20 protein-coding genes, 1 tRNA gene and 1 pseudogene are annotated in these 21,801 nt (G+C 41.0%); 16 read left to right on the top strand and 6 right to left on the bottom strand.

Features of this window, described 5'->3' with window-relative positions:
* Positions 1-79 precede the first annotated feature (79 nt).
* Both yidC and J3P37_RS22505 read left to right on the top strand, forming a co-directional pair.
* Positions 80-1,903, top strand: a complete 1,824-nt coding sequence (gene yidC, locus J3P37_RS22510) for a membrane protein insertase YidC (protein ID WP_256014303.1) — start codon at positions 80-82, stop codon at positions 1,901-1,903.
* Between the two features lie 159 nt (positions 1,904-2,062).
* Positions 2,063-2,287, top strand: coding sequence for a hypothetical protein (locus J3P37_RS22505; RefSeq protein WP_256014300.1), 225 nt, complete (start codon positions 2,063-2,065; stop codon positions 2,285-2,287).
* A gap of 68 nt (positions 2,288-2,355) precedes the next feature.
* On the opposite strand, the gene porN is transcribed toward J3P37_RS22505, so the two are convergent.
* On the bottom strand, positions 2,356-3,216 hold the full coding sequence (gene porN, locus J3P37_RS22500; protein ID WP_256014297.1) for a type IX secretion system ring subunit PorN/GldN: 861 nt from the start codon (positions 3,214-3,216) through the stop codon (positions 2,356-2,358).
* Between the two features lie 26 nt (positions 3,217-3,242).
* Positions 3,243-4,682, bottom strand: a complete 1,440-nt coding sequence (gene porK / locus J3P37_RS22495) for a T9SS ring complex lipoprotein PorK/GldK (protein ID WP_256014294.1) — start codon at positions 4,680-4,682, stop codon at positions 3,243-3,245.
* A 410-nt stretch (positions 4,683-5,092) separates the two neighbouring features.
* On the opposite strand from porK, the gene J3P37_RS22490 reads away from it, so the two are divergent.
* Both J3P37_RS22490 and J3P37_RS22485 read left to right on the top strand, forming a co-directional pair.
* A complete protein-coding gene (locus J3P37_RS22490) occupies positions 5,093-6,349 on the top strand; it encodes a sensor histidine kinase (RefSeq protein WP_256014291.1) in 1,257 nt (418 codons plus the stop codon).
* 70 nt (positions 6,350-6,419) lie between these two features.
* The gene (locus tag J3P37_RS22485; protein WP_256014288.1) at positions 6,420-7,946 is read left to right on the top strand and encodes a hypothetical protein; all 1,527 of its coding nucleotides are present in this window, start codon (positions 6,420-6,422) and stop codon (positions 7,944-7,946) included.
* A gap of 64 nt (positions 7,947-8,010) precedes the next feature.
* Here J3P37_RS22485 and J3P37_RS22480 read toward each other — a convergent pair whose 3' ends face one another.
* Entirely contained in the window at positions 8,011-8,523 is a 513-nt protein-coding gene (locus J3P37_RS22480) for a hypothetical protein (RefSeq protein ID WP_256014285.1), read from the bottom strand.
* Between the two features lie 216 nt (positions 8,524-8,739).
* On the opposite strand from J3P37_RS22480, the gene J3P37_RS22475 reads away from it, so the two are divergent.
* The 8 genes and pseudogenes from J3P37_RS22475 (at position 8,740) to J3P37_RS22440 (ending at position 13,531) form a co-directional block, all read left to right on the top strand.
* Positions 8,740-9,174, top strand: coding sequence for a Fur family transcriptional regulator (locus tag J3P37_RS22475; protein WP_256014282.1), 435 nt, complete (start codon positions 8,740-8,742; stop codon positions 9,172-9,174).
* Between the two features lie 49 nt (positions 9,175-9,223).
* Positions 9,224-10,537 carry an NAD(P)/FAD-dependent oxidoreductase gene (locus tag J3P37_RS22470; RefSeq protein ID WP_256014279.1) on the top strand — a complete coding sequence of 438 codons (1,314 nt, stop codon included), beginning with the start codon at positions 9,224-9,226 and terminating at the stop codon, positions 10,535-10,537.
* Between the two features lie 76 nt (positions 10,538-10,613).
* A complete protein-coding gene (locus tag J3P37_RS22465; RefSeq protein WP_256014276.1) occupies positions 10,614-11,432 on the top strand; it encodes an NAD-dependent epimerase/dehydratase family protein in 819 nt (272 codons plus the stop codon).
* Between the two features lie 44 nt (positions 11,433-11,476).
* Positions 11,477-11,552 (top strand) — tRNA-Lys (locus tag J3P37_RS22460).
* Positions 11,553-11,999: 447 nt separating this feature from the next.
* Positions 12,000-12,239 (top strand): hypothetical protein, encoded by a 240-nt coding sequence (locus J3P37_RS22455; RefSeq protein WP_256014274.1) that lies wholly within the window; start codon positions 12,000-12,002, stop codon positions 12,237-12,239.
* Positions 12,240-12,533 (top strand): type II toxin-antitoxin system RelE/ParE family toxin, encoded by a 294-nt coding sequence (locus J3P37_RS22450; protein ID WP_256014271.1) that lies wholly within the window; start codon positions 12,240-12,242, stop codon positions 12,531-12,533.
* A 396-nt stretch (positions 12,534-12,929) separates the two neighbouring features.
* Positions 12,930-13,145, top strand: a pseudogene (locus J3P37_RS22445) (type II toxin-antitoxin system HigB family toxin); the annotation flags it as partial.
* 2 nt (positions 13,146-13,147) lie between these two features.
* Positions 13,148-13,531, top strand: a complete 384-nt coding sequence (locus tag J3P37_RS22440; RefSeq protein ID WP_256014268.1) for a helix-turn-helix domain-containing protein — start codon at positions 13,148-13,150, stop codon at positions 13,529-13,531.
* A 6-nt stretch (positions 13,532-13,537) separates the two neighbouring features.
* On the opposite strand, the gene J3P37_RS23200 is transcribed toward J3P37_RS22440, so the two are convergent.
* Positions 13,538-13,609 (bottom strand): hypothetical protein, encoded by a 72-nt coding sequence (locus J3P37_RS23200; protein ID WP_369414113.1) that lies wholly within the window; start codon positions 13,607-13,609, stop codon positions 13,538-13,540.
* Positions 13,610-13,885: 276 nt separating this feature from the next.
* Positions 13,886-14,521 carry a CPBP family intramembrane glutamic endopeptidase gene (locus J3P37_RS23195; RefSeq protein WP_369414112.1) on the bottom strand — a complete coding sequence of 212 codons (636 nt, stop codon included), beginning with the start codon at positions 14,519-14,521 and terminating at the stop codon, positions 13,886-13,888.
* A 504-nt stretch (positions 14,522-15,025) separates the two neighbouring features.
* On the opposite strand from J3P37_RS23195, the gene J3P37_RS22435 reads away from it, so the two are divergent.
* On the top strand, positions 15,026-17,452 hold the full coding sequence (locus J3P37_RS22435; protein ID WP_256014266.1) for an ATP-binding protein: 2,427 nt from the start codon (positions 15,026-15,028) through the stop codon (positions 17,450-17,452).
* A 147-nt stretch (positions 17,453-17,599) separates the two neighbouring features.
* On the opposite strand, the gene J3P37_RS22430 is transcribed toward J3P37_RS22435, so the two are convergent.
* Positions 17,600-18,757 carry a BT3233 family polysaccharide utilization protein gene (locus J3P37_RS22430; protein WP_256014263.1) on the bottom strand — a complete coding sequence of 386 codons (1,158 nt, stop codon included), beginning with the start codon at positions 18,755-18,757 and terminating at the stop codon, positions 17,600-17,602.
* A 120-nt stretch (positions 18,758-18,877) separates the two neighbouring features.
* Here J3P37_RS22430 and J3P37_RS22425 point away from each other — a divergent pair, with 120 nt between their 5' ends.
* From J3P37_RS22425 to J3P37_RS22415, 3 genes are all read left to right on the top strand, one after another.
* On the top strand, positions 18,878-19,600 hold the full coding sequence (locus tag J3P37_RS22425; protein WP_256014261.1) for a ThuA domain-containing protein: 723 nt from the start codon (positions 18,878-18,880) through the stop codon (positions 19,598-19,600).
* Positions 19,601-19,664: 64 nt separating this feature from the next.
* Positions 19,665-20,909 carry a C4-dicarboxylate transporter DctA gene (dctA, locus tag J3P37_RS22420; protein WP_256014258.1) on the top strand — a complete coding sequence of 415 codons (1,245 nt, stop codon included), beginning with the start codon at positions 19,665-19,667 and terminating at the stop codon, positions 20,907-20,909.
* A gap of 102 nt (positions 20,910-21,011) precedes the next feature.
* On the top strand, positions 21,012-21,767 hold the full coding sequence (locus tag J3P37_RS22415) for an SDR family NAD(P)-dependent oxidoreductase (RefSeq protein WP_256014255.1): 756 nt from the start codon (positions 21,012-21,014) through the stop codon (positions 21,765-21,767).
* The last annotated feature ends 34 nt before the right edge of the window (positions 21,768-21,801 follow it).

Raw genomic sequence — 21,801 nt, 5'->3', positions numbered from 1 at the left:
AAAATTTAATAATAGAATTGTCGCCGCATCTTTGGCCAATTAAAAAAACTTAACAAAAAAGAGGATTACCAAATTAATAATGGATAGAAATACATTCACAGGACTATTTTTGATATTAGTCATTCTCGTTGGTTCTACGTGGCTGCTGAAGCCATCTGAAGAAGAACTTAAACGCGAGAAAATAGTTCAGGATTCTTTAAAGAATACTGCAGCTTCAAAACCAGCAGTTGCAGCTTCAAAACAGGCTCAAAAAGCAGCGGCTTCCACAGCTATAGATTCAAATCTCTTAAAAGGGCCTTTTGGTTCAGCAAGAGTAGCCAGCAACCAGGTAATTGTACTTGAAAACCAAAACTTTAAGGTAAACATCAGCAGCAAGGGCGGTAAAATTCAATCAGTAGAGTTGAAGAATTACAAAACTTACGACAAGAAGCCTCTTGTGATGTTTAATGAAAATGATACTAAATTCGGACTAAGCTTTAACGCCGGGGGCTCAGCGATAAATACTGACGAACTTTATTTTACGCCTTCTGCTCCTGCATTAAATGTTTCTAAAGCCGACTCAGGTTCAGTAACGCTGAGAGCAACCTACGGCCCGGGACAATATCTTGACTATGTTTATTCTATAAAAGGCGATAGCTTTAAAGTAGGTTTTAACATTATTGCTACTGGCCTTGAGAGTGCTATCACACCTGGTCCCCTTACCTTGAACTGGGAAACCGTTTTAAGGCAAAAAGAAAAAGATCTTCAAAACGAGCACAAGTATTCGGGGGCTTATTTTAATCATGCTGATAACGAAGTTGATCATATAGGAACCACTGAAGATGAGAAAAAAGATCTTGGTGCTGATGGAAAGATTAAATGGATATCTTTTAAACAACACTTCTTTTCAAACGTGCTTATATCAAAAGACGGTTTTGATAAAGGATCTCTGGCGGTTACCACATCACCGGAAGCTGGCGTTGTTAAACGTTATGCAGCAAGCTTAGTCCTCCCTTTCAAAAAGCAGGCGGTAAACTCTTATCCAATGGAGTTTTACTTTGGGCCAAACCAGTTTAAAACGCTAAAAGACCAGGGTTATCACCTGGAGCGTCAGATAGATTTAGGCTGGGGCCCTCTAAAATGGGTTAACCGGGTAGCGGTGCTTCCTGTATTTGGATTCCTTGAGCAATTCAACTGGAGCTACGGATTGATCATCCTGGTATTAACGATCCTTCTTAAGGTAGTTTTATCTCCTCTTACGTATAAGTCTTATATATCCATGGCTAAAATGCGGGTGTTAAAGCCTGAAATGGATGAGATAAAGGCTAAGGTTGGAGAAGATAACCCGACGCTGCTACAGCAGGAATACCTTAAATTATATAAGAAGGCCGGAGTTAACCCTCTTGGAGGATGTATCCCTATGCTTTTACAGATGCCGATTATCATGGCGTTCTTTTTCTTCTTTCCGAATTTGTTTGAGCTAAGAGGAGAAAGCTTTTTATGGATGGAGGATCTTTCAACATACGATTCTATACTAAACTTCCCTACCATTCCTTTACTAGGCATTAACCACATCAGTTTAATGTGTTTGTTGATGACTATTTCAACCTTGATCTACACCTATTTCAACAACCAGGTTTCAGGTGCTACCGGGCAGATGAAGTATATAGGATACATCACGCCTATTATCTTCTTAGGGGTGTTAAATAGCTACCCTGCCGGGTTAAATTACTACTATTTCTTAGCCAACATGCTCACCTTTGCCCAGCAGTTTTTAATCAAACAAATGGTAAATGATGAAAAGATCCATGCAAGGATTCAGGAAAACAAGAAAAAACCTGAAGGCGAAAAGAAGAAGCAATCGAAATTTCAGCAACGGATGGAAGACTATATGAGACAGCAATCTCAATCAAAGAAGAAATAGAGATCTTTGTCAATAATAAAAAAAGCCGGTGCGTAATGCGTAAGCCGGCTTTTTTTATGCAGTATACTGTGGATCTCCACCAGCAAACAAAAGCGGCGATAATTGCTTTAAGTAGGTAAGAATTTATGCTATTTATCCCATTATATCCGATTTTATCTTATGCAATCGTTCGAAATCAAATTGTTTATAGCTAACCTGGAAGAGACATTCCAGGTGAAAGAAGAAAACCCGGTTGGCACCTATATCGTAAGCCAAAATCAAAAGTTCATCTCGAGATTATATAAAGATAGTGATGGAAGATGGAAAAGCCGGGAGGTGTCGGACATTTCTCCAAACATCCTTGAGGCAATAGGTGCGGAGATTGAACAGCATGTAAACAGCTAAAGCTAAAAGCTGGAGGACAAAAAAAATCCGGTCCTTTACAGAACCGGATTTTTTATTTTTAAACCATCTTAAGGTGTTTCAACCTTTTGACTGACAGTCCACACCTTTTTCTTATACTCCTGTATGCCTTGCTCTATACGCTGAGCTTCCTTCTTTTGCGAATCTGAATCTTTCGCATAATCGGCTATTCTCAAACCGGCAGGATTCGAATCCCTGATAATGACGCTGCTAAACTTTCTTTGCACAAAAAAGTCATCAAGAGTCATATCAGCTATTCCCCTGTCTGGATCTGAAATATCACGACTAACCAGTAAATGACGGCAATGAGGGAAATATAACCAGAATGCCGGCACTGTTTGATTTGAATCCAAACCAGCTACGTCCAGGCGCATTAACGGAGCAATTCCTATAATACGCGTTTCCACGCGAGATCTTTGCTTATCGTAAAACACATCCTCTTTCAATCTGAATTTCACAATCTTTTCAGGGTTGAAATCATTCAACATTTTAGTCCACTCAATAGCGTTACCCTGATCGTCATATTTAGTGGGAACAGTTACGCTATCACCTTTTAGTCTTTTTTCAGCTTCATCAGAAGTCAATCTTTTCTTGAAAGCATCATCAGAAGGATCGTATACACCTATTTTCCTTGCCTTAATCCCTTCTAAGAAAATATTGATCAATTCGCTTCCAGGCGTAGCAAGCACCTGGTTCTGAGGCAGGCTCAAATCCACGTCGCGCCATATCCTTTTGTAAAACTTAATACTTGTAGGGTCAACTTTTGGGTAATCAAAAGGACTAGCTTTTTCCAGTATATTAAAAGTTTGGTAACCATCAACAATCGGGGGTAGCGAATCCACGGGATCCTGGGCCCTTAGGGTGGTCAGGCTGAATGTTGCCAGCAATAGGGACAGTAATTTTCTTTTCATATTAATCCTTCAATTTATACAGCCTCTTATATAGCTTTATTTGATTCCTTATTTGATTTTTTCTTACTAATCTTAGGCTCTGACTTCTTGCCTTTTTTACCTTTACCTTCTGCAAGTTCAGAAGCTTTCCGGGTTCTCACCTGGTCTGTTATCATCTCTACAGCCGGCATCACGCAACGGAAACCAATGTAAGAGTGTGGCTTATCCTGCAACTCGTAGTTACGGGTTTCAATATCTAATGACTGCCCGCTATCTTTCCAGGAACCGCCTCTCACTACTTTTCTCTTCATAGCCGCAGGAGCATTCTCATCTGCATCATATTGCAGAACCGGGTTAAGGTCATGGACAAATTCAATAGCCGATGCACTAAAGGCGTCTAATGTCCACTCAGATACGTTACCGTTCATGTTATATAATCCAAAGCTATTTGGAGCATACGTTTTAACAGGCAAAGTGAAAGTAGATCCATCCTGGGTATAGTCGCCTTCTCCTTGTTTAAAGTTCACCAGCAGCTTTTCCTTTTTAGATTTTTTGTCTTTAAAAGTTAACAGTGAATTTTTGCTAACCGCAGCTGTATCATTCGGATCAGCAGAGCCGGCCGCCGCATACTGCCATTGAGCTTCTGACGGCAGATTGTAAGATAACTGATATGTTTTAAGCGAGTTGTTTCTGGCTATAAGGTGGCCGTGAGCCTTGCCTCTCCAGTGGGCAAAAGCCCTTGCCTGAAGCCAGGTAACTCCAACCACCGGATAGTGGTCGAATGAACGGGTTTGATAATAATTTTCCGACATGATATCCACCTGTGAATTCGGAAAATCGTTTGCCCAGACATCTGTTTCAGGTATCACACTGACAACCTCTTTTAAGTACTTATCGGCATTTGGCCCGGCAGAATGACGAAAAGAATAACCATATTTAACAATATCCTTATTTAGTACATTTTTTCCATCTTGTTCAATGATCAGCTTCGCATCCAGAAGCTTCGTCTGTATAGTGGGATCAGGATTTTGCCATAATGGTAATTTTCCGCGGTTGCGCACTTTCGACCAGTCGATCACTTTACCCGGCGCAGATGCAACATTTGCGGAGCCTCTTTTACTCTTCTTAGCTTTAGGTTTCAAAAAGTATTTTTCATCCTGAAGAATGTCGGTAACCGCAATAGAATCTGCTACCCAGTTTACAAACTCACGGTACTGATAATTGGTAACCTCTGTCGCATCCATAAAAAACGGACTTAAGCTTACTTTTCTTTCACCATCTGCAGCGCTTTTATAGACTACTGTTCCTGAAGGGACATACACCATTCCTGGAGGAGCGAACACTGACTTGCCCCTTTTATTATAAACAGTAGGTGGTTCGTAATAATCCACCGATTTACAAGAAGAGACAGCTGAAGCAATTAAAGCCACTGCGATTGCAGGAAATGCAGGAAAAGAATTCAGTTTAGGAAATCTGTTTTTCTTCAATTTTAGCAATAAATTGAAATCATTCATATTTAGTATACCAGTATATTTTGATCAAATCAAACTTTTTTCACAGGAAGCTTGAGCCGTAAAGTTATTTTTTTTATGACAAAGAAAAAAAATAACCGCAATTATTAACAATATGACAATAGTAAGATTTAATTTTAAAAATCAGAAAAAAAAACCGCCTGTTAAAACCTTTTTTTTTAAACTTCGTTAACTGCGGCGAATTACAGGCTACTCTCAGAATAACTTTTATAACATATATTTTTGTAATGTAAAACAAGATGTAAAAAGCAGAACTTTTCCTGGTAATATAACCTTAAAGCTTTTTTTTCGTAGAAGGGAAAAGCGCAACTTTAATACGACTATGTGTGCAGAATTAACTCTTTCAATGTCTTAGGGTATGAAACATGAGTACCTATGATGATCCCATTCCTGAGTTTCTTAACTCAAACGGAATCGCCTGCACCGTGATTCGCTCAATTAACTGGAAGAAGAATCCGGCTGGTAAAATTTCGTTCTGGCCTCCTGAGCTGCTAAACACCGTGTCAATCATTGTTAATTCAGCGATTCCAATGCTTTTGATATGGGGAGAAAAACACACCGTATTTTTTAATGACGCGGCTGCTCCCCTGCTCCCAGACGAACCTGCAAAAATCATGGGCGCCACTGCTGCAGACGTTTGGAAAGAGAACTGGAGAGTTATCAGCCCACATGTAACCGGGGTTTTTAAAACAGGCGCACCTGTAACGGTTCGAACGGGGCATAGCAATTTGTTCAATCTTTATCAGGCATCTGAAACAAGTGCTGATTTCATCAGTCATTTTAGCGCTGTCAGAAATTTAGAGGGTCGTGTTTCCGGAGTCTTGATCCTGATTAACAAACAACCATCCGTCACTTACGAGCCCAGCGAATCTGATGGAAATCTTAAGCACATCCATGACCGGAAAAAGGTTGAAGAAGAGCGGGATAAAATAATGCGTGATCTCATCGGACGGAACAACAACCTCAAGCAGTTTTCCTACATAGTGTCTCACAACCTCCGTTCGCCCATTAACAGAATTTTAGGGTTGGCCGCTATTTTTAAAAATGAAAAGGATGACGCTGGCCAGAAACAAATGCTCATACAATATATTGAGAACGAAGCGATCAATCTCAATAATGTTGTAAAAGATCTGACCACAATTGTTTCTTACCAGGATCTGGGATTGGCAGCCAGGGAGGATATCATATTTGAAGATGAACTGAAAATTATTTTACAAAGCCTGGAAAATGAGATCACTAGATCACAAGCCTTGATCACCTCAGATTTTCAAAGCGCACAAAAGTTCAAAAGTGTCAGAGGATATTTTTACAGTATCCTTTACAACCTTCTTTCAAATGCCATTAAATTTGGAAATCCTGCAAAACCGCTAAAGATCCACGTTAAAACCACGCATATTGAAAATTATCTATGCCTGTCTGTTAGTGATAACGGTTTGGGAATAGATCTCGACAAACATCGGGACGAGCTCTTTGGTCTTTATAGTCGTTTTCACGCGCTTGTGCCGGGAAAAGGAATGGGACTTAACCTGGTGAAAACACAGGTGGAAACCCTGGGAGGAAAAATCCAGGTAGATAGTTCTCCGAACATTGGATCTACCTTTTTCATATATCTTCCTGATTAAATGTACTGAGTTTCCCCAGACCTGAATTTAAAACTAAGAAAATTCATTATAATTGGTTTTTACTAAAACCATGAATCAATTAACCAATAAGGGCTTAGCCTTCCTTCTTCTTTTCATTTTTCTGTCAGCGTTTAACCCTTACCTAAACGCTCAGGAATCAACTCTTATAAAAGTCGACAAGGCTGGAAGGTTAGAATACACTCCGGATGAAAAAGGAAATACCATCCCTGACTTTAGTCATGTTGGCTATCATCAGGGTAACAAGGAAATACCCAGGGTGCCGGTTGTTAAAACCATATCGTCCCCCAACTCCGGAGATAGCCGGCAAATCATTCAGGATGCGATTGACGAGGTCGCCAATCTGAAAACGGATAAAAATGGATTCAAAGGAGCTATTCTTTTAAAAAAAGGAACTTATAATATAGGCGGAAGCATTTTCATCAGGTCAGGTGGCATCGTGCTACGCGGGGAAGGAACTGAAACCCGGTTGCTTGCAACAGGACAGGAACAAAGAACCCTGCTGCGAGTTCTCGGCGGAGGATCGCTCCAAGAAATGCAGGGCTCCAGGATAAAGCTTAAGAACAAGTTCGTTCCTGTGGGATCTTACACGTTAGATCTTGAAACCACCGAAGGACTGGCCGTTGGAGACAATATTATTTTATTCCGGCCGGGCACTCAAAAGTGGATTACTGATATCAAGATGGATCAGATCATTGCCAGGGAGGGAACCAAACAGTGGCGCCCGGAAGAATATGATCTTGAGTTTGAAAGAAAGATCATTCGAATTGAAGGCAATCAGATTACAATGGATAACCCTGTAATGATGGAATTAGATCCGCAATACGGCGGGGGCTCCGTATTTAAATATACGTTTGCAGGAAGAATCAGTGAAGTGGGCATCGAAGACATGTTGTTTGAATCTGAATATGAAGGCGACACCGACGAGAAACACGGCTGGATAGCTGTAGAACTTGGGAAAATTGAAAATGGCTGGGTTAGAAACATTACTTCAAAATATTTTGGCTTTGCCTGTGTAAGTTTAAACTCAAGTGCGAAACAAATCACGGTTCGCGACTCAAAATGTCTTGATGCTAAATCTGTAATAACAGGCGGCAGACGTTATTCCTTTAACAATGACGGCCAGTTAAACCTATTTTTCAATCTGGAAACCACTGAAGGAAGGCACGACTATGTTACCGGAGCCAAAGTGCTCGGTCCAAATGTGTTTTTCAACTGCAAAGCCACCAATACACATGCCGACATTGGTCCGCACCATCGCTGGTCTGTCGGCACACTGTATGACAACATCACTACGGATGGAGAGATTAACATTCAGGATCGCGGCAATTGGGGCACCGGGCATGGATGGGCCGGTGTTACCCAGATCTTGTGGAACTGTAAGGCTAAGCGGGCTGCTGTACAAAGCCCCTGGGTATCCGGAAAAAACTATAGCATAGGCCTACTCGCCGAAAAGTACGATGGCAGGCTTAGCGGACGTCCGGATGCTTTCTGGGAAGGGGAACAACAACACGTTCTGCCCGCTTCACTGTATTTAATCCAACTATCAGCCCGTAGCATTCAGACTACAAAGAAATGATTTTCTTTCACCGGAGGTGTATTCCGGTGAAAGAACAATTTAAACGGAAGAAATTCTGGACGAATTACTGTTGCCTGACGGCAGTTTCAGCAGACTCGGTTTTTACCACTTCCTTTTGGGTGGCCGGCACTTCTTTGCTCTCTTTCTTTATGGGAGTAACAGACGCGGGCACTGTTTTATTTCTATAGGTATCGATCTCTGCCTGGAGTTGTTCATTTTTACTGGTAGCCTCCTTATGGGTTTCTCTTAACTGATCCATTGATGAAGTTAAGCTTGTGAGTTCCACTTTCAGACTATTAATGATGCTGTCTTTCAAAGTCAGAGTTTTGGTAAGGCTGTCGGTTCTGTCTTCAATCCGCTTAAAGTTTTTGTCATTAGCCTCGGCTGCCCCCTCAAGCTTGGCCAGCTTAATTTCCAGTTTTTGCAGACTTTCATTTTTTGCCATCAGCAAGTTATTTAAACTATCAGTTTTAGCTGCGAACATTTCTACCAGTTCTTTTTTCGATTGAGCACTACTCTGAGCTGTATTGACTATAAGCAGACCAGAAACCAGAATGAACAAATTGAGCGTTTTCATATTCTTTTTTTAGTATTTGCGTATTTATATAAAAAAACAACCTCAGCGGAATCTTCATTTAACCTATAAGTTAGTTGATAACCACCGAATTACCTCAATTGTTTATCTTTAATATCAAATCTTTTCCACTTTTTTGGACTGGCATAATGGAGTTGAGGATCGTTTGAAAGAATCTCCTGATATCCTTCTAAATCCTTATTTTTGTAAAAAGGTAATATGCTTAAGGGTTTCGAAAAAATACTGGAAAAACACGATTTAAAGAAGACAAAGCCCCGCATTAGCGTTCTGGAAATTCTCGCCGAAAGGAAGTCTGCCACCTCTCAACCAGATCTTGAACAAGTGCTTGGTAAAGATGTAGACCGGGTTACATTGTACAGAGTACTCAAAACTTTCGAAGAAAAGGGAATTATTCATAAGATCATCGATTTGAACGGGACCGCTAACTATGCGGTCTGCAGCTCATCCTGTACAGAGCACCAGCATCATGATCAGCATGTTCATTTCAACTGCCGCGTTTGCTTACAGATATATTGCCTCGATTCCGTTCATGTTCCGCAACTGCAATTACCTTCAGGATTCACCCCGGATACGGTTAACCACATTGTTTATGGCACCTGCCCAGGTTGCAACGAAAAGCACTTGCAGGCATAAAACAGGAACAATTAAATATAAAAGCTGTTGATTAAAAAAATCAACGCGAATGATAGAATTTTCGGGAAACACAGATACCAGTCAGCCAAAAGTGGTGATAATTGGCGGCGGCTTTGGCGGCGTCGAACTTGCAAAGCGCCTGGCGGATGCTCCGGTACAAGTAATTCTTCTGGATAAACATAACTACCATACATTCCAGCCCCTGCTATATCAGATAGCGACTTCAGGGCTTGATTCAGCTTCTATTATCTCCCCATTCCGAAAGATCTTTGAAAATCAGAAAAACTTCTGGTTTCGGCTAACAGAGGTTCTTTCTATTGACACAGAACATAAACACGTAAAAACAAAGATCGGCAGCCTCAACTACGATTACCTGGTGATAGCCACAGGCGCTGAAACCAATTATTTTGGTGATCAACAAATGGCACAAAACGCTATCGCCATTAAAAGCATAGATGATGCTCTTACTCTAAGAAATACCATTCTCTGTAACCTTGAAAATGCCTTGCAGGCAAAAGACGAAGAGCAGCTTAATACCCTTATGGACTTTGTTATTGTCGGCGGCGGCCCTACCGGTGTTGAGTTGGCGGGCGCCTTGAGTGAACTACGAAAGCACGTTTTCCCAAAGGACTACAGGGAGCTGAACATAAAACAAATGGATATAAACCTCGTCCAAAGCGGAAATCAATTATTGAAAGGTATGTCTGAGGGCGCTTCGCGCAAAGCGCTGGAATATCTTCAGCGATACGGAGTAAAAGTATGGTTAAACAGCAGGGTAAAGTCGTATGACGGCAGAACTGCAATCCTGGCTTCCGGAGAAGAGATAAAGACGCATACCTTAATCTGGTCGGCAGGTGTAACGGGCGCTCCTATTCCCGGATTAAGGCCCGAAAGCATGCTTCCCGGAAACCGGATTAAGGTAGATGAATATAACCGGGTGGCTGGCTACGAAAATGTTTTTGCTATTGGCGACGTGGCTGCTATGACATCCGAGGCGTACCCTTATGGACATCCGCAGGTAGCTCAACCTGCCATTCAACAAGGAAACCTGCTGGCAAAAAACCTTCGGCGTTTAATTCATAATGAATCTCTAATGCCGTTCAACTACCACGATAAAGGGTCCATGGCCACTATAGGACGAAATCATGCCGTGGCTGATCTGAAAGTTTTCAAGAAAAATTACAGCACCCAGGGATTTTTTGCATGGTTGATCTGGATGTTTATCCACCTCATCTCAATAATCAGTTTTCGAAATCGTTTAATTGTACTTTTGAACTGGATAGTTAGCTATTTCAGCTACGACAAAGGTGTACGTTTAATTTTAGGAAAAAAGAAAGATCATGCAGGCTTCTCAAATGATTAGATATATGGCCGTCATTTTTTTACAAAACTAGCCTTGTAACCTTCAATCCACCTAGCTTTTCCTACATTTGAACTCCATGGGAAAAAACAATACGGTAAGTATTTTAGGTTGCGGCTGGTACGGTTTTGCATTGGCACAGTATCTGCAAAAGGCCGGATTTCAAGTGAAAGGTTCATGTACATCTTCATTAAAGTTTTTTGATCTGGAAACAGCGGGTATCAAACCCTATCGTGTTGTTTTTGACAGCGCGGAGCAATCGTATAGCCCGGATTTCTTTCAATGTGACGTACTGATTGTGGCTATACCGCCGAAACGAAGATCGGGAGAAGCGCATGAGTACTTTGATAAAATACTGGGTATCAAAAATACAATTATTGCACACGGCCCAAAGCAAGTCATATTTATTAGTTCTACCAGCGTTTACAGCGATAATAACACTTCAGTGGATGAAGATACTGTGCCTGTGCCAGATACAGAATCAGGGAAGGTAATTTTGGAGGCAGAACGTTTGCTGCAGGATCAAAGTGATTTCAAAGTCACTATCCTGCGTTTCGGGGGACTTATCGGACCAGGCAGGGATCCTGGTCGCTTTTTTGCAGGCAAGAAGGAAGTTCCAAACGGCCTGGCCCCAGTGAATCTCATACACCTGAATGATTGCCTGAAAATCACCTATGCTATCCTTCAAAAAGAAGCATTTGCTTATACATTCAACGCGGTTTCAAGTGCTCATCCATCTCGGGCAGACTTCTATACTCAGGCAGCAAAGCTCGGGGGATATGAGGTCCCGGAATTCATTAGGGAACTTAATAATTGGAAAATTGTGAAATCCAAGTATCTGAGATCAGTATTGGATTATGAACAGGACACTTGCTTTAATTTAGGAAATGTGCTCTAATGATTTCTATTATTGGTTGTAATTTACTTACTTTGCCTCATCCGGACTTGGTAGCTCAGTTGGTAGAGCAACTGACTCTTAATCAGTGGGTCGAGAGTTCGAGCCTCTCCCAGGTCACCACTTCAAAAGTCGTTTTTTCGTGTCGAAAAGCGACTTTTTTTTGCGTTTCTAAGGTTTAAAGATCAAGGATCCTTCTGTCGCGGACAAGGTGGAACAGCAGTTAAGGGATTACAGGAAAATCATCAGTGAATTGGACGACCGGCTTATCCACTTCACGGCTGAATCACTTCGGGATATAGCATTTGTTTAGTGGTGCGCAAGTTGAGCTTTTGTACGTACAGCCCTCGTAACTCGGCCGTACCCACAAAAAGCCTAACTAGCCCCGGAACAGCCCGTCTCCGTTGTCGCGGGTCTGTACCGGGGGAGGAAAAATGTCGCAACTCCATCTTCCTCCGGGCAGATGGTAAACGTCAAAATAGGAGACCCGTACTGTATCAGGAATACGTCATACATGGTTTGTAAAAGCAAGTCGCTTTGCGTAAATTTGTTGTACAAAAGGTTTTGGCTATGAACACAGCAACAATAAGGCAACATTTGCACAACTATTTAGATATTGCCAATGATAAAAAATTAAAGGCCATCTACGTTATGGTTGAAGATGAGCTTAAGGAGTCGATAACGGAGTATACGGACGAATTAAAGGCAGAACTTGACCAACGGGTAGCTTATTATCTCGATGGAGGTGCAATGGTTTCTTCGGCGGAAATGGGGCAGCGGATACAAGCCATTAGAAAAAAGCGCAAATAAATGGCCTATTCCTATATTTTCGAACCACGCGCGGCTGATGAATATGAACAGGCCTTTCTTTGGTACGAAGAACGAAGTTTTGTAGCTGCCGACAACTTTATTGTGGCCGTACAGGAAGCTATAGAAAATATTTGCAACTACCCATACCGGTATCGAAATACCTATCAAGAATTTCGGGAGCTGACCGTAAAAAAATATCCGTATAACATTATATATCAGGTCGACGACTCCAAATCGCTGATTATTATCTTTTCTGTATTTCATCACAAACGAAATCCCGGAAAAAAGCACTGAATACACTTCTGAAGATTTTAAATTCCCCGGAATTGAAGCACATGCGCACATCTTATAAAAAGGATGAATTTTTAGAAATTTTAGAGAAAACCGTTTCAAATACGTAACGGAAGAAATTTCTCGTTTTCAAAAATATTGGCTAATATCGCCTCTGTAAGTCAGAAACGATGTTTTGACTCCGTAGCTCAGCTGGTAGAGCAACAGACTCTTAATCAGTGGGTCGAGAGTTAGAGCCTTTCCCAGGTCACTGAAAATCAGCAGTTACAAATTAAATTTGGCCGCTTGAAAAATTTGCAGAAAATTTGCAGAAAGTTTGATTGCAAATGGTAAAACTTAAAAAATGCCTGATAAATCCTATCAGGCATTTTCTTTTAGCTCCTCCTTGACTGGGAACAACCAGGCGATATGAAAGAGACCTTCAATACTGCCGACCTTTTAGGGAAAAGCAGTAACCGGGTAATCTTTGATAATGGCGGGAATAATTTCAGGATGATTTGCAAGTATGTCTTCGGAGCAAAGCAAGCACACTTATTTGTTTGCTGGATGGGAGCCCATGCCGAGTACGACAAGATTTGCAAACAAGGTGAACAGTATACAATTAATATCTATTGACCATGGTAACGACAGCGATTAAGTATACCATAATAAAGAACAAAGACCAGTATAACGAATACTGCGATCAACTGGAAAGGTTATTGAGCGTGAACCATACTGAACAAGTGCAGGATGAGATTGACTTGCTAACGCTTTTAATTGAGAAGTATGACGAGGATAATAATAACTTCCAGGAGACTGATCCTATCACCATGCTTCGTTCCTTTATGGAAGACCACCACATGAAACCTCAGGACTTAACCACTATCCTTGGTATAAGCAAAGGCTATGTTTCTGATATCTTGAACTATAAAAAAGGCCTGTCTAAAGAAATAATCAGGAAGCTTGCTGAATACTTCAAAGTGAGACAGGAGGCTTTTAATCGCCCTTATAAACTGGTGTAAAAAGGACTAAAGCAGTCCCTCAACAGCAAATGAGAAATACTCCCCTGCTGTGATTATCAAATGATCCAGCACTGATATTGTACTAGCCCCCTAAAAGACTGGACTAAATTTAGAAAACAATTTAGAACCATTAAATTAGGGAATCATGAAAAAGGAAAGAAGGAGCTTTACACCTGAAGGGAGGGTTACACTACCAGATTACTAGGAAGGTTATGCCTGAATTCCATCATTGTTAGACAGGAGGCTTTTAACCGTCCATATAAACTGGTGTAAGGATGAACAACATGCAATATTGGTTTATCCAGTTCTAAAAATTGCCTCGGAGTAAACATCCACGATCTTCTCTTCCCTGAATTAGGACTTATAGTTTGAAGAAAGTCTCTTAATCATTATAAAGTACAATCCTCCAAAAATTATAATTGATAGTAGGAAACCTATGTATTGTGTTGGTAAAGATTCAAAGATTTTTTGATTAATTCTGGCGCAAAAAAATGCTAACACATTACAGATTGAATGAATGACAATACAGATAAAGACATTTCTTGTATTTACGTAAACCCATGAAATAGCAAGACTTGTTATTAGAACAGCAAGCAAAGTTAGAGGCTTTGGAGTGGGAATTAGATACTGCGCATGTACTAGTGTAAATGGCACAGATACAATGACAATACTATACAAGTTTGGTACTTTCTTATTTAACAATTGCTGTAAAAATATTTTTCTATATAACAGCTCTTCGAAAATAGGCGCAACAATAACCGAGCTAATCAGGTATTTAAAAATCTTATAAATGTTAGTATCATTCGGCTCAATGGGGTTACGGAATATTAGTGGTGAATCAGCAAGCCCAAAGATTGTCAGACTGAGCAACACTATAAATAAAAAATTATAATTGAGCGACAGTGTAGTTCGCTGAACCTTAAAAATTCTGAATATTAACCAAAGTGCAGAAAACTTAATAATGATATCGAAAAAAATATAAATAGACATAACTAATTTTGTCATGTAATAATACTTTCGCCAATACACTTAGGCAAAGTGATAACAGTAAACTGCTATCACTTTCATTGCTTTTTTCAACATACACTAAAAATCAAATCCATGGCTGATCAGCTTCCACATTATTTTATCTAAATCTGCATCGTCCACTGCATCATCATCTCGAACAGATAATTTCTTGAATGGTAATTGAAACGAATAGCGGGTAAAAAGTAATACCGCAAAACATTTCCTGTCAATAAATTTATTTTACTCTTAAATCGCCTCATAACATAAAGAGAAAAAAAGCTTCAAATAATACACTGTTAGTAATGATAATACCATACTCAGCATATATCATGAAAATTTCCAGCTCTTGAAGTTAGAGAGCTTAGAACCTTTAACTTTGCGTTTCTGTCCCCTCTCATCGTGTCTCATCTTGAAAAACTATTTCAGAGTGACTTAAGTGATGGAATATAGAAGAACATGGTTATTTTTACCTCAAATTGAATAGGATTGAGAAAGCAAGAGATGGATTCGCAGCTGGCGAGGATTAGAACACTTGAAGAAGAACACGCATTTGGCCTGGTTGGTACATACTTGCTAGACTATCATAAGAAGATCGTGTATGCAGATCAAACACTGAGTGCAATGTACGGACTACCTTTCGACGAAGCTGGGATTCCGTTAGCGGATTTTTTAAAAAATATAGACGAAGAAGATCGTCAGCGTGCCAATCAACTCAGAGAGGCACAAATAAATAAGAGCGAACCCTATCAGCTAGAGTACCGGGTTAAAATTGTGCCGGGAAAAACGAGGTGGTTACTAGCCAGAGCTAAGGCAAAGATAGTGCAGGGAGAGACTTTTTATGAAGGTATTGTTGTTGATATAACCTCTGGTAAAGAAGCAGATATAGCACTCCAAACTCAAAATAAGTTAATCAAAACAATAACTGACAATGCAACATCTTCATTGTTCTTAATGAATGACAAAGGTTATTGTACTTTCATGAATCCTGCAGCAGAGAGTATGTTTGGTTATTCTTTTGAGGAGATTAAAAGTAAACCTTTGCATTATTTGATCCATCATCACTATCCAGACGGCAGAGAGTTTCCGATGGAGGATTGTCCGCTCGATAGGGCCTTACCTCAAAACTTTGAAATGCGGGCACATGAGGACCTCTTTTTTAGGAAAGACGGAAGTTCTGTTCCTGTGTCATGCGCCGCCAGCCCAATTTTTGAAAATGGTGTTCCGGTGGCTACGGTGATCGAAGTTCGTGATATCACCGAGCAAAAGAAAGCTAATGCCCTGCTTGAAGCACATGCTGAACGATTAGAAATAGTGAACTCCATCGGGTTATTCATCTCAGAAAGTTTAGACTTACAGGAAATACTTCAGAAGGTGACAGATGCAGTCACGAAGCTGACTGGCGCTGATTTCGGGGCATTCTTCTATAATACAGTCAACTCCTCAGGAGAGGCTTTTCTGTTATATACATTAGCCGGGGCCCCTAGAGAAGCTTTTGAAAAGTTTGGGACTCCACGCAACACTGCTGTTTTTCAGCCTACATTTGCAGGTGAAGGCGTTGTGAGAGTGGCCGATATCACTAAAGATCCTCGTTACGGGAAAAATACGCCAAATAACGGAATGCCCCGTGGGCACTTGCCTGTAGTAAGTTATATGGCTGTTCCGGTGGTCTCCAAATCTGGCAAGGTTATCGGTGGTTTGTTCTTAGGGCATAAAAATGCTGATGTTTTTACAGCGGAACATGAGAGTTTAGTTCTTGGTGTAGCCTCACAAGCAGCTATTGCTTTGGATAATGCCAAGTTGTACGAAGAAGTAAAAGAACTTGGTATAAAAAAGGACGAATTCCTTTCTATTGCCAGCCATGAGCTTAAAACCCCGCTTACCAGTATAAAAGCATTTAACCAGTTAATGCAGCGGACAAAAGACTTCGCGAAGTTGCCGGATTTTGTGCAAAAGTCTGCCGAGCATATTAACAGGCTTGAGAAGCTCATAAACGACTTACTTGATGTAAGTAAGATCAACGCTGGTAAGATGCAGTATAACATGGAGTCATTTAGCTTTCGTCAGCTTGTATTAGATTGTATTGAAAGCGTGCAACACCTGGCTCCATCTCACAAAATTTTTGTTGAAGATGCCGCAGATATAGAGTTTACCGGCGACCGCCTGCGGCTGGAACAGGTAATGAATAACTTTTTGACAAATGCAGTTAAATACTCTCCCGGAGGTGAAAGGGTAATAGTTAACAGCTCCTTACGAGACAACAATCTCATCGTTTCAATACAGGATTTCGGTATAGGCATCCCTCATGATCATTTAGATAAATTATTCGACAGGTACTACAGGGTAGATAATACGGCAATGAGGTTTGAAGGACTTGGACTAGGGTTGTTTATATCTTCAGAAATACTAAAGCGGCACGGTGGCGACTTCTGGATTGAAAGTGAGCAAGGAATTGGTTCGACCTTCTTTTTTAGGTTGCCCCTGGAACAGCAAAAAGAAGATAAGGTAACAGAAACTGACACTTATTACAAAGACCCTTATATTACCATCGCATACAATCAGCAAAACCAACAACTTGAAGTGGATTGGAAAGGTTTTCAGAATCTAAGCTCTATTCAAAACGGCTGTATGAAAATGTTGGATATCTTAAAAAAGAAAAATTGCGCTAAGGTAATTAATGATAACAGAAATGTTCAGGGCACCTGGTCGGAAGCGGCAGAATGGGTGGGCATAGAATGGTTCCCTCAAATGGAAAAAGCAGGCTTGCGGTATTTTGCCTGGGTCTTTTCACCCAGTACGTTTAGCCAATTATCTGCCAAAAAGGCAATAAATATGAAAGAAGGGAAGGTAACGACTCAATTTTTCACCGACATATCATCAGCTAACAAATGGTTAACGGAACGGGTTCCCAGCTGAATTGAGGGAAGTAAAATAATCTTACTTCCCTCAATTAAAATGAATTAACAAAACAATGCTTGGGCCCATAAGTTAAAACTTGAACAAGTGAACTTATGGCCAGCATAGAATGTCAAAAACCTTCGATATCATACAAAAAAAACCGATCTATTTAACCTTCGCCTTCAGCTTATTATCCAACCTTTGTGTATAATCCCTGATGTAACTAACCCAGGCAGCGTTATCAGCAAAGTAGCCGGATTTATCCCATCCACCTCCCTGATAGTAAACCACAGGTTTATTCCTTGCAGCTTTAACTCCAATAAATACATGGCCGTATTTATCTGAATAATTCTCCGTTTTATAAGAAGGTACAATTACGGCAGTCCCTATCATTCCGTTATCCATTCCATCGGCCGGATCCCAGTAGCTCACAAACCGGTTTAATGAATCGATGGTAGCTGTTCCGTTGCCTTTGTGTTTAGTAACGCCAATAGCAAGCGGAAGTTCTTTACTTTTAAAGCTATACTGATCAACTATTTTGTTAAGGTTTGAGCCCGCATCAAGGCTTATGGTTTTCACCTGCGATACCTCCTGTCCGTTAACCGTCCATGGCTTGTACATCAACTGGAAAGAAATGCGGACAGGTCCCTGATCGAGAATTTTGTAGCTGGAATAGTTCGCCGGAAAGATCAGAGCAGTATCGATCAGTGGAGCAGAATTGCCGGCACCCAGCGTAAAGCCAACATGATAAACATCCCCTCCTTCACTCTTATCATTATGGTAGTCTTTACCTTTATACCATTTGTTCACTACCAGCTCATTGGTTCGCTTTGACCAATAGTCGATACCCTTGGCGTTGTCTTTCCTTCCATCAAGCGCCGCGCCATACATACGGAAAGCAACCATGTCGTTTTCCCATGCGAAATCATCGAAACGCTCCGGAACCTGCCTGCCATAGGTCTTCAGCTTATACTCAGAAGGTTTGCCTTTTTGAATACCAAAATTGATCTGTGCGCCGGGAGTAATATCCACCTGGAAGATCAGCGCCTGAGGCTCTGTAGTTCCGTTATAAAGAACCTGTGAAGGGATCTCAGTGTCTGTTCTTAAATCTTTAACCAGCACCATGTGCGGATCGGCATTCTTAAGCTTCTTCTTTACCGATTTCCATGGAATTTCTATTGTTTCAGCTTTTCGCGAAAAGGAGCTTTCATTGGAAACACCTATAATTACGACTTCTTTCTGTTGAGCAAAACTCCGGCTTATAAAGCTGCTGAACAACACAAGCAGTGTTACTGCACAGAGACGATTTAAATGTTTTGACATGTGCGATTTTAATTGAGAATGGGCTAAGTTAATTATATTTTAAATCTGTTGATAAAAATTATCAGCAGATGAGCGATCTCTCGCAAGCATTAATATCTTTGGGGCAATAATTAATCATATATGAAACCAAACTACACCATCTTATTAGCTCTATGTCTTTTCATAGGCACCGCACTGATGGCGAAATCTAAAAAGGTCCTTATTTTCAGCAAAACTGCAGGCTATCATCATAGTTCGATCCCTGTTGCAGTAAAGGCTATTCAAGAACTTGGAAAAAGAAACAAGTTTTCTACGGATACTACCACTAATTCGGCTTTATTTACTAAAAATAACCTTAAAAATTATGACGCTGTAATTTTTTTGAGTACCACGGGCGATGTTCTTAATACCAGCCAGCAAGAGGCTTTCGAAGATTATGTCAGATCCGGCGGCGGCTTTGTTGGAATCCACGCCGCAAGCGATACCGAGTACGACTGGCCCTGGTATGGAAAACTGGTAGGAGCCTATTTCGCAGCGCATCCAAAGCAACAGGACGCTGTACTGAACATTGTCGACCGTAATCACATCGCCACCAAACACCTGCCTTCTCCCTGGAAACGAAAAGATGAGTGGTATAATTTCAAATCTCTTCAAAAGGGATTAAATGTATTAATTACCATTGATGAGAAAAGCTATGATGCAGGTGCTAAGAATATGGGAGACTACCATCCTATGAGCTGGTACCATGAATACGACGGTGGAAGGGCATTTTATACCGCATTGGGACATACGGAAGAATCCTATGCTGATCCGTTATTTTTACAGCATATCCTTGGGGGCATTAAATACGCCACCGGCAAGTAACACTTGTCAAACAGACTAATTTAAGCTTAAACTTAACCCATTTACATTTTGGTCTCTGATCAATATGAAGAAAATCATACACCATCTTAATTTCCAGGTAGTTGTTGCAATCATCCTGGGTATTCTAACAGGCATCTTTTTTCCGTCCTTTTCTCCAACAGCAAAATTGATCAGCCAAACCTTCATTAACATGATCACCATGCTGATTGCACCGATCATCTTTCTGACCATCGTGCTTGGCATCGCCAATATGGATAGCATGAAAAAAGTGGGCCGCGTTGGAGGAAAAGCACTGCTCTACTTCGAAATAGTCACAACTTTTGCTATCGTCATCGGCCTCATGGTTGCAAACTTGTCAAAACCCGGCGAAGGTGTGGAAATGCAAAACGGGGCCGGCCTGAACAAAGTTGAACAATATAAAGAGACAGCGTCTGAAATCAACTGGATAGAGTTTGTCACCCACATCGTACCTCGTAATGCGTTCGAAGCCTTCACCAAAGGGGATATCCTCCAGGTATTGTTCTTCGCTGTATTATTTGGTTACGGGTTGAGCAAAATGAAAGAATCCGGAAATTCATTGATACTTACCTTCAGTAAAATATCTTCCGTTCTCTTTAATATCATGAAGCTGGTGATGCGTCTTGCTCCTTTTGGTGCCTTTGGAGGGATGGCCTATACTATCGGCACATACGGCACAAGTTCCTTATTGCCTATGATCAAATTAATGGGATCGGTGTATGCTACCATGGCCTTATTCATCTTCGTTGTCCTGAACCTGATCTGCCGTATTTATAAGTTCAGTTTGTGGAAGTACCTCAAATTTATCCGGCAGGAGATCTTCATTGTTCTGGGCACCTCGTCCTCTGAGTCGGTATTACCCAGTATGATGAAACGCATGGAAGAGATTGGCTGTTCAAAGTCTGTGGTGGGACTGGTGCTGCCTACGGGATATTCTTTTAATCTCGACGGAACGTCTATTTACCTTTCTATGGCCGTCATTTTTTTAGCCCAGGCATTTAATATTGATCTCTCTTTATCACAGCAGCTAACTATCATCGGTGTTTTAATGGTGACCTCAAAAGGCGCAGCAGCTGTCACCGGAGGTGGCTTTATTGTACTGGCATCTACTCTGACCGCACTCAAGGTGATCCCGATAGAAGGCATGGCGCTGCTTTTAGGAGTCGACAGATTTATGTCGGAAGCCAGGGCAATAACCAACCTGATTGGGAACGGTGTCGCTGCAATAGTGGTTGCCAAAAGCGAAAAAGAGTTCAATCAGGATATATACAACCGTGCTGTAAATAACTAGAAAACTGGCGAGATAGTCATTAAATCATTATTTAAATGCAGCGCTTGCCTGATTATTCCATTATCCTTTTTACATTTAGTCGTTCTTAAACATTAAACAGGTATGAGCCTACACACAGATACTAGAAAAATTGCTCTCGTAACAGGAGGTGCTTCAGGAATTGGACTTGCAATTGCAGACGAGTTCGTAAAAAACAACATATTCACGATTATAATAGGCAGAGATCAGGCCAAGCTGGATAAAGCAAAAAGTGCATTTGGCGATTCGTGCGAAACGATCTCGTTCGATATGGGCAAGCTTGAATTGATCCCTGGCTTAGTAGAAGATATCAAGTCGCGTTTTGGCCGCATAGATATCCTGGTCAACAATGCAGGCATCAATATGAAAAAGGAGTTCTGTGATGTTACAGATGCTGATTTTATGCAGATCATCCAAACCAACCTTCTTTCTGTTTTTTCACTTTCGAGAGAGGTAGTTAAAGTGATGCTGCCTTTTAAATCAGGCTGCATCATTAATATCAGCTCCATGGCTGCTCAATACGGCATTCCTAAAGTAATTGCTTACACAGCATCTAAAACAGCTCTCGACGGTATGACTAAAGCTATGGCGACAGAACTATCCCCTAAAGGAATTCGCGTTAATTCCATAGCTCCGGGATTTATCGCAACAGATATGTCGGCAAAGGCACTTGATTCAGACCCCGAAAGAAAACAAAAAGTATTTTCGCGTACCCCAATGGGTTATCTTGGAGAGACAAAAGACATCGGCACTACTGCAGCCTTCCTGGCTTCCGATGGCGCGAAATACATCACGGGGGTTATTTTACCAGTTGACGGAGGTAATTCTGTAGGGTTTTAACTGAAACGGTTTTCTCTGCTATAAATCACTTTTG

It is taken from the genome of Desertivirga xinjiangensis (genome assembly GCF_024436435.1).
GTDB lineage: Bacteria > Bacteroidota > Bacteroidia > Sphingobacteriales > Sphingobacteriaceae > Desertivirga > Desertivirga xinjiangensis.
This window is presented reverse-complemented; position numbering and strand designations above follow the sequence as displayed.